This is a genomic window from Tenacibaculum sp. L6 (assembly GCF_028823685.1).
GTDB lineage: Bacteria > Bacteroidota > Bacteroidia > Flavobacteriales > Flavobacteriaceae > Polaribacter.
In genome coordinates this window covers 23,219-41,522 of sequence record NZ_JAPEHZ010000004.1, presented here as the reverse complement: position 1 = coordinate 41,522, position 18,304 = coordinate 23,219, and the positions used below count along the sequence as shown (strand labels likewise).

Sequence of the window (18,304 nt, the reverse complement as noted above, 5' to 3'; positions counted from 1 at the left end):
CTAATATAATAGCAAATTTTATTTTCGATTTTAAAGGATTAGTCCTCATTCCATATTTTCCAAGCTTTTTCGGCTTGAAGCTCTAACATTTCTAATCCGTTTTTTATAATTGCTCCTTTTTCTTTTCCTTTCTTCAAAAAGGTAGTTTCTGCCGGATTGTATATTAAATCGTATAACAAGTGTTTTTCTGAAATAAACTCGTAAGGAATATCAGGACAATTTTCTACATTCGGATGTGTTCCTAATGGTGTACAGTTTACAATTAGATGATATGAGTTCATCATTTCTTCAGTAATATCACTATAAGAAATTTGCTTTTTACCTTCTGGAGCTCTAGAAACTTGTTTGTATTTAATTTCTAACATTTCAAGCACAAAGGCTACAGCTTTAGCTGCTCCGCCTGTTCCTAGAATCAATGCTTTTTTATGATTCTTTTTCAGTAATGGTTTTAGTGATTTTTTAAACCCGTATACGTCGGTATTGTATCCTTTTAATCTTCCCTTTTTAGAAATTTTTATAGTGTTTACTGCACCAACCTTCAACGCTTTTTTATCAATCCTATCTAAAAAATTAAAAACTTCTAGTTTATAAGGAATGGTAACATTCATTCCTTTTAACCTTTTTTTATTTTCTTTTATCTTTTGAGGAAGTTCATGTATTGATTGAATATCAAAATTGATGTACTTATGATCTTCTAAGTCTAATTTTTCAAATTTTTCTGTAAAATATCCACGAGAAAATGAGTAGGAAATATTTCTTCCTACTAAAGCATACAAATGCTTATTTTCTTTTTCTGTCATAAAAATCAATAATTAAGATTAATGAGATTCCAATAATAATGAATCCTGTTGAAATCCATGTTTCTTGATTGTTAAAATTAGGAATAAATCTTTGGTAGTTTTCGATGATCTTATTTCCGTTCTGATCTAACAAAAAAGAAGCTCCATCCGTTTTATATATTGTTTTTTTCCAAGGCCAAACAACCCCTAGAGATCCTGTTATAAATCCGATAATAATTGCTGTTACAATCTGGTGCCATCTTTTTAAAACGTATCCTAACACATGTGAAATAGAAACCAATCCGAATGCTGAACCCGCAGTAAAAACTGCTATTATTTTTAAGTATTTTACTTTAACCTCATCTTGCAACACTTCAAAATTACCCGAAATTAAGTTCGTAATTACGTTTCCTAAAACGTTTACACTATCCACCAACAACAACACATAATTCCCTAGTAATATCAGAATAAAGGATCCTGACAATCCCGGTAATGTCATTCCTGAAACACCAATAATTCCGCACACAAACACAAACCATAAGTTATCGTTTTCTGTTGCTGGCGTCATAAAACTAATAGACATACCTACTGTAGCACCAATGAGTAAACCAATTACTGTTTTAAGCTTCCAATCACCAAAGTCTTTTGAAATGTAATAAATTGAGCCTATGATCATTCCAAAGAACCATGACCAAACATATAACTCGTAATTTTTTAGAAAATAATCTAGTACCAAAGAAACGCTAAAGTAGCTAAACATACTTCCAGCCATTACCCATACTAAAAACTGTAAGTTGGTATAATCTGCAAAGCTTTTAAACCTACCATTAAAAAGCAGTTTAAAAGCTTTACCGTTTATTCTTTGAAATGTATAAATAAGCTCTTCATAAAACCCCATAACAAAGGCTACCATACCACCAGAAACCCCTGGTACTTTGTTGGCACCTCCCATGATTAAGCCTTTTAAAAAAAGATGGATTTTTTGTAGTAGCGTACGCTCTTTATACATATTATTTGATTAGAACGCTAAGTTACTTATTTTCTATTGCTTTTCTACTGCTAATTTTTCGAGTAATAATATCAATCCGAAACCTATTAACGCTAATAAAACTGAATACATTAATTGCGGATCTCCTTCAAAAGAAAATGGCGAAATTGACAATTCATTAAGCGGAACTTGCTCTCCATGTGAGTTTGTACGATAGGTCAACACTTTTTTCCATGGCCAAATCTTATTTAATGAACCAATAATAAAGCCTGTCAATACGACCAACGTGTAGTTTTTATAATTAGCAAATAAATATTTTAAAACCCTTGAAAAAGATAATAATCCAACAATTGCTCCAACCCCTACAACTGCTATCGTTGTTAAATCTCGATTATTTACAGCTGCTAAAACAGGTTTATACGCTCCTAAAAGCACCAAAATAAAGGATCCTGAAATACCTGGTAAAATCATCGCACAAATTGCTATTGCTCCTGCTAAGAACATAAACGACATAGAAGAATGTTCAGAAACTAACGGATTTAATGTAGTGATATAGTAAGCTACAATTGCTCCCACAATTAGTAAAACTCCTGATAAAACGTTCCATTGTGTTACTTGCTTTGCAATATAAATAACACTTGCTAATACCAATCCGAAGAAAAAAGACCACACTAAAATTGGATGGTTCGTTAATAACCAAGATAATACTTTCGCTAATGAAACAATACTAATAAAAACCCCTGTTAAAAGTGCTGCTAAAAAGTTTCCATTAGCTTGTTTCCATGCCGCTTTTAATCCTTCTCCTTTTAACGTTTTTAATAATTTTAGATTGATGTTACTGATAGTTCCCAGCAGTTCTTCATAAATACCCGAAATAAATGCAATTGTACCTCCTGAAACTCCAGGAACAACATCAGCAGCTCCCATGGCAATTCCTTTCAACATGATTACCATGTAATCTTTTACTGTTCTACTCATAAAATTGTTTGGTTATTTTTCTTCTTTAGACTTAAAGTTGATCAATCCTTTTTTCTTTTTTGGTTGAATACTGTCTTTTATAGTGTCTTTCTTTTCTCTTTTTTTGTTCAACCCTAGTTTTCTTCCTAACTGGCGCAAGTTATTAAAATTAACTTGATACGAAATACCTACTCCTTGCGTATATCCTTCTTCTTCGGTAGAATATTGTACTTCATTTTGACGGTTAAAAACGGTACCTCTTAAATTTCCTTCTTCATTTAACAACACCTCAATTTTTACCTCACCTACAACACTAGTTTGGGTATTTGTTCCTACTGGTACACCAACCTTACCATTTACTAAAACTCCATCACTTAATTGCGTAGAAACAGAAATATCAACTTGATCATCTGAATTAAGATTATCTACCTCACCTCTATCTCCTTGTGTATACCCTACTCCTAATTGGAACTTATTTCCATCACTATTTAACATATTTGTTAATATACTCGAGGCAATTCCTGATGCTGTTCCTGCTATTCCTGCACTTGCACTATTTCCAATTGCATCCGCATTATAGAATGTTCCAAAAGCTAGTAAGAATGAAAAATGCTGCATTTTAGTGTTCAAGTCATTTTCATTTAGAATAAACTCTAACTCTGAAGTTACCGTTGAATTCGCATTAGGTATTTTAATATCGAACTCTTGTGTTGAGCTAAATAAACCACCAGTAATTTTTGTGTATAAATCGATAGGAATTTTACGGTTGGAATTGATATTATCTAACAATTGGGCTGGATTCGCCTTAGTTCTATATACTGCAGTAATATCTAATTCTGCATCATAAGGATCTCCATTCCATGAAATCGTTCCTCCTTTTTGTACTATAAATGGCTTGGTGATTCCTGCGTACTTAAAGTTATAAAAACCATTATCTACCGTGAAGTCTCCAAACATATTAAACTTACCTCGGGTATCAATATCTATAAATAAATTCCCTTCTCCACTACCTTTTAACTCACTTCCAGAAACTTTATCTATTACTACTTGCGCAACAGCATCTTTCGTTACCGCTAAATTTAAGTTTAAATCTAACCCTTTAATATCTTTAATTATTCTTCCTTTGGTTTCTTCTCCTTCTTCTCCTGTTTTAAATCGAATTAGCTTATAATTATCTATCGTTTTAACATCACTTAAAGGTATTACGAATAAGGTTCCTTTGTTGGTTCTACCATTTACGTCAATATTTAAATTACTTGTAAGTCCTCTAATTTTAGCTTCTCCATCTAAAAAACCTGTTCCGTAGTATTGAGACTCTTCTTTTTCTTGTGTGTCTAGCACTAATAAATTTCTGGTATTGATATCAAAATTCAAATACCATTCTTTAAAATTTTGATGCGCTATACTTCCTGATAAATCTCCTTGTGTTAGATATTTTGTATCTTCAAGAATAATATCTTTGAAAACAAATTCTTGTCCTTCTAAGACAACATTAGAGTTTCCTTTTAAGTCAAAATCTACGTTTAAATAAGGAAATGCCAATCCTGCATTTTCAAAATTAAGTTCTCCTTGTAAATCTGGACTCCCTAAATAACCCCTCGCTGTAAAATCTCCTGTTACTTTTCCTCTCAACTTAGATAAAACATCTTCTCCTAAAGGGCTAAAAGCTGCTATATCATATTCTTTTAGATAGATTTCTAAATCTATCGTTGGTCTTTCTCCTGAAAAATCTACCCCTCCCGTTGCTGAAATACTTTTAGCATTGTCATTTTCTAAAGTAAGATCAACATTATATTTTTCATACGAGTTGTTTCCTATAACATTTAAAGCTAGATTTCCTTGGGAGTAATCATTAATAAAAAAGTCTTCTATATATAGATTTCCTTTAGGTGTTATCGTTTCTTGATCTTGTTTGTACTCTAGGTTTCCGTTTAACTTTCCATCTAACTTCAAACTATCTATAGGTTGTAAAAAACTACCTAATTTTACTTTATCAAAGTTGGCGTGTAAATCTTTATAAGTACTATCCTTTACAATTCCTTTGAAATCTATTCGTTGCTCTCCTGATTTAAATACAAATGGACTAATGTTAAAATCGTCTTTTCGTAAATCAAAAGTTACTTTGTTATTTTTATCATCGTTTGGATTCACAACCCAATCAAACCCTCTATAGTGTAAGGTTGATTTTTGAATTCCTACAACCGATTTTTGAAGTTCATTAATCGTGTAAAAGAAATCTAAATTAAAACTCTCTGCATAATCTTTACCTCCTTTAAAAACCGATTTAAAAAACAGTGTATCGTTTTGAGTACGGTTTAACAAGTTGAGCTTTTCAATATTATAATACTTTGTATTAATTTTATTGGCTGTTAGGTGGGTATTATATAATGGATTTTTATTGTCTAACCTTAAAACAACTCCTTCAATTATATTCTTGTAAGCGTTAATTTCAGGCGATTCAAATGTAAGTTTTAAGGAGTTTTTATCAGAATTGATTCTTCCTTTTAATCGCGTATTGCTACCTATTGAAATGCTAGGTAAAAAGATATCGATAATTTGATTATAAATAGTAAAATCAAAATCTAAAAATTGATTTGGAGCTACTTCGTGCGGACGATAGTTCGTATACACACTACCCAATGCATTTTGAGTTATCGGTAATAATTCTTCAAAAGAAAATTTTCCTCTTAACTCTCCTTTTACAATATCTTCAGAATTTACTTCTATCGTTTTAATACTATCTTTTACCGATGAATTTACTTCAAAACTCTTAAAAGGATAACTCTGTTTTTGATTTGTATACACCAAGTTTTTAAACGTTGCCTTACCTACAATATCATCAAAAGTGTTTCCTGAAATATTCAAATTGATATTTCCTTTTAACACAGCAATACTATCTCTTGTAAACAGATTTGTTTTTTTCAAATCAACCCTATCGACATTTGCTATAAAATCAAACTTATTTATTTCTGATGAAAAATCTGCCAATCCTTCAAAATTCAATTTAAAATTATCGTCCTCAGCATTTAATAATCCATCAAACTTTTTATTTTGAAACTGTCCGTTCACCAGTAAATTCTTGTATTCATAATTATTAAAATACAAGCTAGTTACTTTTCCTATGATAATAGTATTTACATTCTCTACATTAAATCCACTTCCATTTACATCAGCTTTTAATGATACCGTTCCTAGCACAGGATCGTTTGCAAAAACTCCTAAATCAAAGTTCTTAAACTCAATTTCACCGGTGTATTCAGCATTATCTATATTATCTATATTGGTTAATTGAAGGTCTGAGATAGCAGTTCCTATTTCAGATTTTACCGACAAAGTAGCATCCATTTGATCTGGAGTTACTTTTACCAAACCATTCATTGTAAAAGCGCCTAATCGCTGAAATTCTGTTGGTAATGTCTTACCTAATAAATTCGGAAGTACATTTCTTAATTGATGATAATTTGCTGTAAGGTTTTCTAAATCTGCATCAAAAACAAAACCTCTATCAGTATTAAAGGAATTAACAAATCCCATATCGCCAATAATTCGCATACCTCCTTTAGAATGTATTCGAACACTATGTGCACTAAAATTATTAAGAACCCCATTAATACTTCCGCTCAGATACAGAAAATCATTCCCACCAATTTCATTATAGAGTTTATTCAAGTCTTTAACCGATATCGTACTTTCTTGAAACTTCGCTTTAATTTTTACTTTGTCGTTAAAGTTCACGAAGTCTTTTCTGTCATAGGTAAATTTTATCCCTGCTTGTAACTTGGTTTCATTATCTGTTTCAAGTACTGTTTCTGCAAAATCCATTGATGATTTTGTGTACGTAAAATCCGTGGATAGATTAGATATATTTATTCCTCTATTCTCTGTAAAATGTAGATTTCTAATTTTTGCAGAAACATCTGGTCCTATAATAGAAAAATCTTGTAATTCTCCTCCTCCATCATACGCTGCAAATTGAAGTAATTCGCTTTTATTTTCATCCATCAGTTTAAAAGTCAAATCTTCCAAAGCGATTTTTTCACTTTTAAGAATAAAAGGAGTTGCTAAACTGTCTCTAGGCTTACCATCTTCAAAGCTTTCAATAAAAATAGACATGTTATCATTTTTCTCTCCTTTATAGGTTTTCATATAAAAATGAACTCCCGTTAAAGACGCTTCACCTAAGTCTACTTTATTATCTAATATCCGCTTTACATTCGACAGAGAAGTACTTAGTTTATTAACAAAAATGAGGGTATCTTTATGATGGTCTCTAATTTCAATTTCTTTTAATTGAACTTTACCTAACCAAGATAAATCTATTCGTTTTACTACAATATTCGTATTAAACTCTTTGTTTACCCAATTTGTAGCTTGCTTGGCTATTTTACTTTGCACAAAAGGAAGCGATAACAAAATAAAAAGCAAGAGTAGAAAAAGCAGCGTGTACTTTAGTATTCTACCTATTATGTTACCTACTCTTTTAATGATTTCCCTTTTTATAATCTTAATAAACAAAAGTAATCAGCAAACTGCAAAAATGTTGCCTTATTTTAAAGAAATATTGATTTTAACGAAAATCTAACGTAATATCAATATTTTTGTAGTCTAAATCCGAAATAATTTGAGTAACAAAACTGTTTATATTTTAGGAATTGAAAGCTCTTGTGACGATACAAGTGCCTCAGTAATTTGCAACGGAAAAGTACTAAGTAATGTTGTTGCTAACCAAGAAGTACACGCTAAATACGGCGGTGTAGTTCCTGAATTAGCTTCAAGAGCACATCAACAAAATATCGTTCCTGTAGTTCAACAGGCTATTGAGCAAGCAGGTATTACAAAACATGACTTAAATGCTATTGCTTTTACTCGTGGCCCTGGGCTTATGGGTTCATTACTTGTCGGAACTTCTTTTGCTAAATCTTTAGCTTTAGGATTAAACATTCCTTTAATAGATGTAAACCACATGCAAGCGCATATTTTAGCACATTTTATTGAAGAAGAAGGTAGTAAGATTCCTCCTTTTCCTTTTGTTTGCTTAACTATTAGTGGAGGTCACACTCAAATCGTAAAAATCACCAATCATTTTGAAATGGAAATTTTAGGAGAAACGATTGATGACGCTGTTGGTGAAGCTTTTGATAAGTCTGCAAAAATATTAGGCTTACCTTACCCTGGTGGTCCTTTAATTGATAAATACGCGCAATTAGGAAACCCTAAAGCTTTCAAATTTACCAAACCAAAAGTTGGGGATTTAGAATTTAGTTTTAGTGGATTGAAAACAGGAATCTTATACTTCATTCAAAAAAACACAAAAGAAAATCCTGATTTCATTAAAGAAAATCTACACGATGTTTGTGCGTCTATTCAACATACCATTATTGAAATTTTAATGGATAAACTAAAAAATACTGTAAAACAAACAGGCATAAAACACATAGCTATAGCTGGTGGTGTTTCTGCTAATTCTGAAATTAGAAAACGATTAACTACAGCTCAAAAACATTGGGGATGGACAACCTATATCCCTAAATTCGAATACACCACAGACAATGCAGCTATGATTGCTATTGCTGGATATTTAAAATATTTAAACAATGATTATTCTGATATTTCAGTAACCGCTCAAGCACGTTTAAAAGTCACAGAATAACTCCCCTTTTACCCTCACTCTATGAAATGGATTTTAACTTTTTTACTACTATCTTCTTTAGGAGTTCAATCACAAAACCTACCTAAAGGTTTTTCATACATAAACGATATTTCTCCCACAATACAAGCTGATTTAAGATATTGCCATAACAACAACTTTATGGGGGTTCCAGTTAATGGATACGAAGAAAATATATTGATTACTACCACTCCTACTGCTCAAGCTTTGAAAAAAGTACAAGATGAGTTAGCTACCAAAAACTTAGGCTTAAAAATTTACGATGCGTATCGCCCACAAACAGCTGTTAATCATTTTGTAAAATGGGCTCGAATAGTAAACGACACTTTAATGAAACAGCAATACTATCCAAAAATAAACAAGCGCCATCTGTTTAAAAAAGGATATATTTCTTCTAAATCTGGACATTCAAGAGGTAGTACTGTTGACCTTACCATCATCAATTTAGAAACTGGAGAAGAATTAGACATGGGAAGTCCGTATGATTTCTTTGGAATTTCATCTCATATCGCTTATGATAGTCTTTCTGATCAACAAAAAAAGAACAGACAATTACTACAAAAAGTTATGAATAAACATGGATTCAGGTCTTACAGTAAAGAATGGTGGCATTTTACTCTTAGAGGTGAACCTTTCCCTAAAACTTTTTTTGATTTCCCTGTAAAATAATTAATTTTAACTCTTTATTAAAAGAATCTCTTAAAAATCGGCATTATATTTGTTTAGTTTTTTTGCAATGATGAAAATTATACCAACACTCGCTATCATTTTTTTATTCAGCATAACATCTAATGTTGTTGCTCAAATGGATGGTACAATAGGCGGTAAAGAAAAAAGAAATACTTCCTTCGGAATTATTACTGCGCCTGCAAAAGAAGTTACTAAACCTAAGAGCTTAGAATTTAATAGTGATAGTGGTTTTAAAACTGCACATAACGACCTACAAAAAGAACTTGAAAAACAACGAGCTAAAAGTGAGTTTGAGAATAAAGGAATTTTAACAAGAGCTAAAATTGCCGAAGAACGACACCTAAACGCTTTTAAACAAGTAAACGGAATGTATCAATACCCTGTTATTGATCAAGATTTAGGAAGTTTCAGAACAAAAAGTGGTAGTGTAAATATTATTTGTAGAGATTACCAATATCCTGATGGAGACAGAGTAACCATCTATATAAATGACGTACCTGTTGTAAGTAACCTAACACTTCAACAACGTTATCAGTCTTTCAACCTTCCTTTAGATGAAGGTATCAACACCATAAAAATTGTTGCCCTAAACCAAGGAACTTCTGGTCCTAATACTGCTGCTTTTAAAATTTACAATGATGCTGGCATGCTAATTTCATCAAATGAATGGAACTTAGCTACAGGAGCAAAAGCTACAATCATTGTTGCAAAAGAAAAATAAATCGTAAAAGTTCTAAAAAACTTATCATAACTTTTATGAATAACCCTTTTTTAAATTACTAAAAACTACTTACTTTTGTAGCTACGTTTTTTAATAAACAAACTTTAAAATAAACAACTAATATATAATGAAGAAAATCACCAAAGAAACCTATATCAACTGGTATAGAGATATGCTATTTTGGAGAAAGTTTGAAGATAAACTAGCAGCTGTTTACATTCAACAAAAAGTAAGAGGTTTTTTACACTTATATAACGGTCAAGAGGCTGTTTTAGCAGGTTCATTACATGCAATGGATTTGACTAAGGATAAAATGATTACTGCATACCGTAACCACGTACAACCAATTGGTATGGGTGAAGATCCAAAACGTGTTATGGCAGAGTTATATGGTAAAGCTACTGGTACTTCACATGGTATGGGTGGTTCAATGCATATTTTCTCTAAAGAGTACCGTTTTTATGGTGGTCACGGAATTGTAGGTGGACAAATTCCTTTAGGTGCTGGTATTGCTTTTGGAGATAAATACAAAGGTAGCGATGCTGTTACTTTATGTTATTTTGGTGATGGAGCTGCTCGTCAAGGTTCTTTACATGAAACTTTTAACATGGCAATGAACTGGAAGTTACCTGTAATATTTATTGTTGAAAACAATGGATATGCTATGGGTACTTCAGTTGAAAGAACTGCAAACCACACAGATATTTGGAAATTAGGTTTAGGGTACGAAATGCCTTGTGGACCTGTTGACGGAATGAATCCTATTAAAGTTGCTGAAGCAGTTGACGAAGCTATTCAAAGAGCACGTCGTGGTGACGGACCAACTTTCTTAGAAATGAAAACGTATCGTTATAGAGGTCACTCTATGTCTGATGCGCAACATTACCGTACTAAAGAAGAAGTTGAAGAGTACAAAAAAATAGATCCTATCACTCAAGTTTTAGATATCATCAAAGAAAAGGAGTATGCTACTGAAGATGAAATCAAAGCGATTGATAAAGAAGTAAAAGATTTAGTAAAGGAATGTGAAAAGTTCGCTGAAGAATCTCCATATCCAGAATTAAATCAATTATACGATATGGTATACGAACAAGAAGATTATCCATTCATAAAATCTAAGTAAACTATGGCTACAATTATAAACATGCCTCGCTTAAGCGATACGATGGAAGAAGGAGTAGTAGCTTCTTGGTTAAAAAATGTTGGAGATAAAGTTGAAGAGGGTGATATTTTAGCTGAAATCGAAACGGATAAAGCTACGATGGAGTTTGAATCTTTTCACGAAGGTACTTTATTACATATCGGAGTTCAAGAAGGTGAAACAGCCCCTGTTGATAGCCTATTAGCTATTATTGGCGAAGAAGGTGAAGATATTTCTGGATTATTAAACGGAGGAAATACTTCGGCTCCTGCAGAAGCAAAAACAGAAGAAGCTCCTAAAGTTGAAGAGCCTAAAGCAGCAAGTTCAAACACAACTATTCCTGAAGGAGTAAAAGTTGTTACGATGCCTCGTTTAAGTGATACGATGACTGAAGGTACTGTTGCTTCTTGGTTGAAAAAAGTAGGAGACAAAGTTGAAGAAGGTGATATTCTAGCTGAAATCGAAACTGATAAAGCTACCATGGAATTCGAGTCTTTCAACGAAGGAACTTTATTACATATCGGTGTTCAAGAAGGTGAAAGCGCTCCTGTAGACAGTTTATTAGCTATTATTGGTGAAGCTGGAACTGATGTTTCTTCATTAGTAGATGCACATAAAGCAGGTACTTTAACAAATTCTACTTCTGCTGAAACACAAGAGGAGGCTCCTAAATCTGTAACAGAAAACAAAACAGAAACAGTAGCTGCTCCTGTAGCAACTGAATCAAATACTAGTGGAGGAAGAATTTTTGCATCTCCTTTAGCTAAGAAAATAGCAAAAGACAAAGGAATCAATTTAGCAGATGTTAAAGGTTCTGGAGAAAACGGTCGTATCGTTAAAAAAGATGTAGAAAATTATACGCCAGCAGCTAAAGTTGAAGCTCCTATAGCTACAAGTACTGCTTCTACTCCATCAGCTGTAACTAATTTTGCAATTGCAGGAGAAGAAAATACTTCAGAAGTTAAGAATTCTCAAATGCGTAAAGCGATTGCTAAGGCATTAAGCAACTCTAAATTCTCTGCTCCTCACTTCTACTTAAATATTGAAGTAGATATGGACAATGCAATGGCTTCTCGTAAAACCATTAATGCAATTCCTGATACTAAAATATCTTTCAACGATATGGTAGTAAAGGCATGTGCAATGGCATTGAAAAAGCACCCACAAGTAAATACTAGCTGGACAGATAACGATACGTTATTCCACAGCCACATTAACGTAGGTGTTGCAGTTGCTGTAGATGAAGGCTTAGTAGTACCAGTAGTAAAACATACTGATGCTTTAAGTTTAACTCAAATTGGGGCTGCAGTACGTGATTTAGCTGGTAAGGCTAGAACTAAGAAAATTACTCCTGCAGAAATGCAAGGAAGTACATTTACGGTTTCTAACTTAGGAATGTTTGGTATTGAAAGTTTCACTTCAATCATTAACCAACCTAACTCTGCTATTTTATCAGTAGGTGCAATTGTACAAAAACCAGTAGTTAAAAACGGAGAAATCGTTGTAGGTAACACAATGAAATTAACCTTAGCATGTGACCACAGAACGGTTGACGGTGCTGTTGGGGCTCAGTTTTTACAAACTTTAAAAACGTATATTGAAAACCCTGTTACGATGTTAGCATAGTTTTCAATAAAATTATAACTAAAAAAGCTCACCAATGGTGAGCAAAGCTCACCAATGGTGAGCTTTTTTTTATTAAAACAAAATTGTTAGATTGATTTGATATTTGTCAACTTTAGAAGTTCAGCTTAAAATTATCCATAAACATTTAATCATAATTAAAGAAAAGGTTTGATAAACAAAAAAACTGAACAATGCCCATCTTTAATTTATATTCTTCTAGTTCTGTCTAACAACCAAAAATCCGCTAGTACCAAAGCTGTCAACGCTTCTACAATAGGCACCGCTCTCGGCACCACACAAGGATCGTGGCGTCCTTTTCCATGAATATCGGTAGCTTCTCCTTTTGAGTTTATTGTTGCTTGATTTTGCATGATGGTAGCCACAGGTTTGAACGCTACGCGGAAGTAAATATCCATTCCGTTAGAAATTCCTCCTTGAATACCTCCTGATAAATTAGATTGAGTTGTTCCGTCTGGATTAAAAATATCGTTATGTTCAGAACCTTGCATTTTCGCTCCGCAGAAACCGCTTCCAAACTCAAATCCTTTTACTGCATTGATAGATAACATTGCCTTCCCTAACTCAGCATGTAACTTATGAAAGATAGGTTCTCCTAAACCTACAGGTACATTTTGTGCCACACAAGTAATAGTTCCTCCAATAGTATCACCAGCTTTACGTATTTCATTGATTTTATCAATCATGATTTCAGCAGATTGTTCATCAGGACAACGAACTATATTACTTTCTGTCTTTGAAAAATCTAAATCTTGGTATGGTTTCATCATAAATACATCACCTACAGACGAGGTAAATGCATTAATATTTATATGATTGATTAACTGTTTTGCCAACGCTCCAGCTACTACCCAATTGGCAGTTTCACGCGCAGAGGTTCTTCCTCCACCTCTATGATCTCTAATACCATATTTTTTGTCGTAGGTATAATCAGCATGTGAAGGGCGGTACACGTCGGTATTATGATTGTAATCTTTACTTTTCTGATTGGTATTCTTAATTACAAAACCAATAGAAGCTCCTGTAGTAACACCTTCAAAAACCCCTGATAAAAACTCAACTGTATCTGGTTCTTTACGTTGAGTTACAATTTTTGACTGACCTGGCTTACGACGATCTAATTCATACTGAATTGCTTCAAAATCTACTTTCATTCCTGCGGGGAATCCATCAATAACACCTCCTATTGCCACTCCGTGAGATTCTCCGTAAGTAGTCACTTTTAAAATATTTCCAAACGAATTAAACATACTTATTAAATTTAAGAACGAAGGTAGAATTATTTTATAAAAAATCTACATTTAAAGGTCTATTATTTCCTTACAAAGCTACTGTTTTACCTAACCCATCATTAGATTCAATAAAAAAAACAGTATTTTTTTTCTTCTTCAAGTTAAAGCAAACTAACTGATTGCAAAAGTGTTATAATTACCTTTACTTTTTGATTGAAAAAAAACTTAAAAAAAGTAGGTAAAAACTTTTTTAGAATTGAAAAAAGGTCATATATTTGCACCCGCAATCAGGGAATACCTGATGAGACGCTCAGGAGAAATGGCAGAGTGGTCGAATGCGGCGGTCTTGAAAACCGTTGACTGTAACAGGTCCGGGGGTTCGAATCCCTCTTTCTCCGCTAGTCCGAAGCGAAAGCTTCGGATTTTTTTTTAGGGGATTAAAGAAAAAAAAGCTTACAATTACGTAAGCTTTTTTTGATTTTAATAAGTATTTAAAGTCTTATACTACTCTTGTTCTTTTACTAATCCTAATTTCTTTTCTAAGGCTGAATATCCGAAGTAAAACAATGTTCCTAATATGATTCCTGTAACATACCCTGTTGTTACATCTACAGGGAAATGCACTCCTAAATAGATACGACTGTACCCAAATATTAAAGGAAATAAAATCATTAAGTAAATCATCTTAAAATGCTTTCTTAACAATAAAATCATAAACGTTGTTACTGTGGTTGACAATGACGCGTGTCCTGACCAAAAGCTATACCCGCCAGATCTGTATTTTATTTGGCGTAAATACTCTTTTATACCCTCTGCATTGCAAGGCCTTACTCTTTCGGTAGTGTTTTTTATTAAGTTGGTAAACTGATCTGAAAAAGCTACAATAACAGCTATAAATAAGACTGTAAACAAACCTTTCTTCCACCCAAATTGCTTAAACACTAAAAAGAGCACAAAAACAAATAAAGGAGTCCAAGTAAACTGATTGGTTATTGTTATCCAAAAACCGTCCCATTGTTCACTTCCTAAATTATTAAGATAAATTAAAAGCTCTTTATCTTTTTGTATAATATTCTCTATCAAAACTACTTTCCTACTTTTAAAACTTCTATTTCAAAAATTAAATCTGATTTAGGAGGAATTGGCCCCATTCTTTGGTCTCCATATCCTAAATAATAAGGAATAAATAAACGTACTTTATCTCCTTCTCTCATCGTTTTTACCCCTTCTTTCCAACCAGCTATTAACGGAAAATTTTCATCGTCAACTGTAAAAACAAAAGCTTCACCTTTATCTAAACTAGAATCTATTTTTCTTCCGTCTGTTAAATATAATGTATAATGTGCAGTGGTAGGCAAAGCTGGATTTACTTTTTTCCCATTTCCTTTTTGTAACGATAAAATTTTCAATCCTGAATTAGTAGTAATTGCATCGTTAATTCCTTGCTCTTCTTGGTATTTCTTTTTTAGCTCTTCTAATTTTTGTTTACGCTCTACCTCCATCTTCTCTGCATTTGCTAACTCTTGCTCAAACACTAATGGTGCATCGAATTTTTTTGCATTCTCTCCTATTCTTAGAATCTCTACTTTATTAATAACATCCCCTTTTTGGATAGTATCTACCACCATTTGACCTTTTAAAACACGTCCGAAAACAGAATGTCCATTATCTAACCAAGGAGTCGCTTTATGTGTAATAAAAAACTGACTAGAGTTTGTTACTGGTCTTGAGTAGTTAGCCATAGATAAAACACCTGGCCCATCGTGCTTATGTAATAACTCCCCTTCTTCGTTCGTAGGAAACTCATCAGGAAACGTATACCCTGCATCTCCACTTCCTTTACCAGTTCTATCTCCTCCTTGTATCATAAAATCTTTAATCACCCTATGAAATATAACCCCGTCGTAAAAAGGAGTTCCTTTTAAAGAATCGGTCATTTTAGGGTGCGTTCCTTCACTTAAAGCTACAAAGTTAGCCACCGTCATAGGTACATCTTTATCAAACAATTTTACTAAAATATCACCTTGATTGGTTTGAATATCAGCATACAATCCATTTTCTAAATCAGAATATTTTGTTGTTTTACATGACACAAACAACACTGACACAAACAACACTGACACGAATAGTAGAATTTTAAATAGTTTCATTAATTTGTTTTTAAAAAATTACTTTTATAAACAATTAATTAGGTTAACAACCAGTGCTAACCTAATTAATTATCAACCTTTTGAGTTTAATTTTATTTTACCTCTAATAACTCAACTTCAAAAACTAAAGCTGAAAAAGGTTTAATATGCTGCCCTCTTTGTTGTGCTCCGTAAGCTAAATCTTGAGGGATGAAAAACTTGTATTTTGCTCCTGGTTTCATTAACTGTAAACCTTCTGTCCATCCTTTAATTACCTGACCTACTCCAAACTCACTTGGCTCTCCTCTTTCAACTGAACTATCAAAAACAGTTCCGTCAGTTAAAGTACCATGATAATGAACCTTAACTCTAGAACTTGCAGTAGGAGCCTCTCCTTCACCTTCTTTTAAAACGATGTATTGTAAGCCACTTTCAGTAGTTTGTACTCCGTCTTTAGTTTTGTTTTCTGCTAAAAACTCTTCTCCTGCTTTTTTGTTATCTCCAAACTCAGCTTCTGCTTTTTTAGCTTGCTCTTCTTGCATTTCTTTCATTCTTTCTTGTTGTTTCTTTTGAAAGAATGTTCTTAAAATATTGTTGATGTCTTTTGACTCTATTAATAAGTTGGTAGAATCCATTCCGTTTTTAAAACCTTGAACGAATAAACCTTGATCCATATCATCAAAGTTTACTTTAATTTTATTTGCCATATCTAACCCTAAAGCATAGCTTACAGAATCTACTTCTGTTGCTAATGAACTTTTTTGTTGGAATTGGCCGTTGCTACAAGATACAACTGATAAACCTACTACCGTAGCTGCTAAAATATTAGTTAATTTCATTGTCTTTTTTTGATTTAATATCGATTAGTGTTACTGTACTCTGTATTGGCTGATTAACAGCGATTTTATTTCCATCACCTGTAACCCCAAAAGCTCTATATGATGGAATTACAAATGTAATAGTTTCTCCTTTTTTCATCAACTTTACTCCTTCTTGTAATGCAGGAATAAAATCTTCTTTATCTACTTTATAAGTTTTTTCTCTTCTTTCATAAATAAGTCCGTTGCTCATATCTGAAATACTATATGATAATAAAACTACATCTTCTGGTTCAGGGCTACTTAACCCTAAGGTATCTTTTGTAACATAAGTATACCAAAAACCATGAGGCGACGCTAATAATTTTTTATTCTCTTTAAGAACTTCATTATAAAAATTTGTTGTACCGTGTTGCTTAGGTCTTCTTGCTTCAGGTTTTTCACACGCAACAACCACCACTAAAGTTATAAGAATAAAAAGTATTGTTTTATGCTTCATACGAATTCTGTAATTCTTGTTGATACGAAGTTAATAACGTTTTAAATCTTACTATCGTATCCTCTAAACTTTCATCACTTCTTCCACCTGCAGCATTGTCATGCCCTCCTCCATTAAAATAGTTACGAGCAAACTGATTTACTGAAAAATTCCCTTTAGATCTGAAAGATATTTTTATAATTCCTTGCTCTTCATCTTCAATAAAAATAGCAGCAAATACAATTCCTTTCAAAGATAGTGCATAATTCACAACTCCTTCCGTATCTCCTTTTTCGTAATTAAACCTTCTCTTTTCTTCCTCTGTAAGTGTTATAAATGCTGTTTTATATTCTGGCAACACCTTCATATTGCTCAAAGCTTGCCCTAACAACAACAACCTATTGTACGAGTTCGAATCATGCACATTGCTGTGAATTCTATCATTTTCAGCTCCTTTATCTATTAAGTCAGCTATAATTCTGTGGGTTGTACTCGTTGTAGAACGAAAACGGAAAGAACCAGTATCCGTCATAATACCCGTATACAAACAAGTAGCAATATTTTTATCTATCAACTCAACATCACCCATCATTTCTATGAAATTATAGACCATTTGACAAGTAGAAGACATTGAAGTATCTGAATACATGTACATAAATTCATCTGGTTGTTGATGATGATCTATCAATGCAAATTCATTTTCATATTGCTCTAAGGTATTTTGCATATCATCTCCAACCCTATGCAAAGCATTAAAATCTAATAAAAAAACGATCTCTGATTTTGCTAAAGCTTTAACAGATTGCTTGTTTTGTCTATCAAAACGCTTAACTGTTTCTGAACCCGGAATCCAATGTAAAAAATCAGGATATTCATTTGGCATCAACACTTGAGTAGTATGTCCTTTTTTATCTAAATAATGTTTTAACCCTAAGGTTGAGCCAATTGCATCTCCATCAGGATTTCTATGTCCTATAATCACAATATTTCTAGATTGTGATAAAAATTGCTTTAGTTCTGTAAAGTGCTTTAAAATCATAAGTGGCGAAGATACAAATT

15 protein-coding genes and 1 tRNA gene are annotated in these 18,304 nt (G+C 32.8%); 6 read left to right on the top strand and 10 right to left on the bottom strand.

Going from position 1 to position 18,304, the window contains the following annotated elements; all coding sequences use genetic code 11:
- Positions 1-38: 38 nt before the first annotated feature.
- From OU788_RS01670 to OU788_RS01655, 4 genes are read right to left on the bottom strand one after another with little or no spacing between them, the layout of a single operon-like run.
- The gene (locus OU788_RS01670) at positions 39-800 is read right to left on the bottom strand and encodes a shikimate dehydrogenase family protein (protein WP_274633555.1); all 762 of its coding nucleotides are present in this window, start codon (positions 798-800) and stop codon (positions 39-41) included.
- On the bottom strand, positions 781-1,788 hold the full coding sequence (locus OU788_RS01665; protein ID WP_274633554.1) for a DUF368 domain-containing protein: 1,008 nt from the start codon (positions 1,786-1,788) through the stop codon (positions 781-783). The genes OU788_RS01670 and OU788_RS01665 overlap by 20 nt, the downstream gene beginning before the upstream one ends.
- A 33-nt stretch (positions 1,789-1,821) precedes the next feature.
- On the bottom strand, positions 1,822-2,745 hold the full coding sequence (locus OU788_RS01660) for a DUF368 domain-containing protein (protein ID WP_274633553.1): 924 nt from the start codon (positions 2,743-2,745) through the stop codon (positions 1,822-1,824).
- 12 nt (positions 2,746-2,757) lie between these two features.
- A complete protein-coding gene (locus OU788_RS01655; RefSeq protein WP_274633552.1) occupies positions 2,758-7,119 on the bottom strand; it encodes a translocation/assembly module TamB domain-containing protein in 4,362 nt (1,453 codons plus the stop codon).
- Positions 7,120-7,345: 226 nt separating this feature from the next.
- Here OU788_RS01655 and tsaD point away from each other — a divergent pair, with 226 nt between their 5' ends.
- The 5 genes from tsaD (at position 7,346) to OU788_RS01630 (ending at position 12,570) form a co-directional block, all read left to right on the top strand.
- On the top strand, positions 7,346-8,374 hold the full coding sequence (tsaD, locus tag OU788_RS01650) for a tRNA (adenosine(37)-N6)-threonylcarbamoyltransferase complex transferase subunit TsaD (RefSeq protein ID WP_274633551.1): 1,029 nt from the start codon (positions 7,346-7,348) through the stop codon (positions 8,372-8,374).
- A 21-nt stretch (positions 8,375-8,395) separates the two neighbouring features.
- Positions 8,396-9,061, top strand: a complete 666-nt coding sequence (locus OU788_RS01645; RefSeq protein ID WP_274633550.1) for a M15 family metallopeptidase — start codon at positions 8,396-8,398, stop codon at positions 9,059-9,061.
- Positions 9,062-9,128: 67 nt separating this feature from the next.
- Positions 9,129-9,803 carry a hypothetical protein gene (locus OU788_RS01640; protein ID WP_274633549.1) on the top strand — a complete coding sequence of 225 codons (675 nt, stop codon included), beginning with the start codon at positions 9,129-9,131 and terminating at the stop codon, positions 9,801-9,803.
- A gap of 127 nt (positions 9,804-9,930) precedes the next feature.
- Positions 9,931-10,926, top strand: coding sequence for a pyruvate dehydrogenase (acetyl-transferring) E1 component subunit alpha (gene pdhA / locus OU788_RS01635; RefSeq protein ID WP_274633548.1), 996 nt, complete (start codon positions 9,931-9,933; stop codon positions 10,924-10,926).
- A gap of 3 nt (positions 10,927-10,929) precedes the next feature.
- Positions 10,930-12,570, top strand: coding sequence for a pyruvate dehydrogenase complex dihydrolipoamide acetyltransferase (locus OU788_RS01630; RefSeq protein ID WP_274633547.1), 1,641 nt, complete (start codon positions 10,930-10,932; stop codon positions 12,568-12,570).
- 206 nt (positions 12,571-12,776) lie between these two features.
- Here OU788_RS01630 and aroC read toward each other — a convergent pair whose 3' ends face one another.
- Positions 12,777-13,838, bottom strand: coding sequence for a chorismate synthase (gene aroC, locus OU788_RS01625; protein WP_274633546.1), 1,062 nt, complete (start codon positions 13,836-13,838; stop codon positions 12,777-12,779).
- 295 nt (positions 13,839-14,133) lie between these two features.
- Between aroC and OU788_RS01620 the strand changes: the two genes are divergently transcribed.
- Positions 14,134-14,218: transfer RNA gene (locus OU788_RS01620), tRNA-Ser, on the top strand.
- Positions 14,219-14,324: 106 nt separating this feature from the next.
- Here the strand turns inward: OU788_RS01620 and OU788_RS01615 are convergent.
- The 5 genes from OU788_RS01615 to OU788_RS01595 form a co-directional block, all read right to left on the bottom strand.
- Entirely contained in the window at positions 14,325-14,903 is a 579-nt protein-coding gene (locus OU788_RS01615) for a phosphatase PAP2 family protein (protein WP_274633545.1), read from the bottom strand.
- A gap of 2 nt (positions 14,904-14,905) precedes the next feature.
- Positions 14,906-15,970 carry a peptidylprolyl isomerase gene (locus OU788_RS01610; protein WP_274633544.1) on the bottom strand — a complete coding sequence of 355 codons (1,065 nt, stop codon included), beginning with the start codon at positions 15,968-15,970 and terminating at the stop codon, positions 14,906-14,908.
- Between the two features lie 92 nt (positions 15,971-16,062).
- Entirely contained in the window at positions 16,063-16,788 is a 726-nt protein-coding gene (locus OU788_RS01605; RefSeq protein WP_274633543.1) for an FKBP-type peptidyl-prolyl cis-trans isomerase, read from the bottom strand.
- Entirely contained in the window at positions 16,775-17,266 is a 492-nt protein-coding gene (locus OU788_RS01600; protein ID WP_274633542.1) for an FKBP-type peptidyl-prolyl cis-trans isomerase, read from the bottom strand. The genes OU788_RS01605 and OU788_RS01600 overlap by 14 nt, the downstream gene beginning before the upstream one ends.
- Positions 17,256-18,284 carry a DHH family phosphoesterase gene (locus tag OU788_RS01595; protein WP_274633541.1) on the bottom strand — a complete coding sequence of 343 codons (1,029 nt, stop codon included), beginning with the start codon at positions 18,282-18,284 and terminating at the stop codon, positions 17,256-17,258. The genes OU788_RS01600 and OU788_RS01595 overlap by 11 nt, the downstream gene beginning before the upstream one ends.
- Positions 18,285-18,304: the final 20 nt, after the last annotated feature.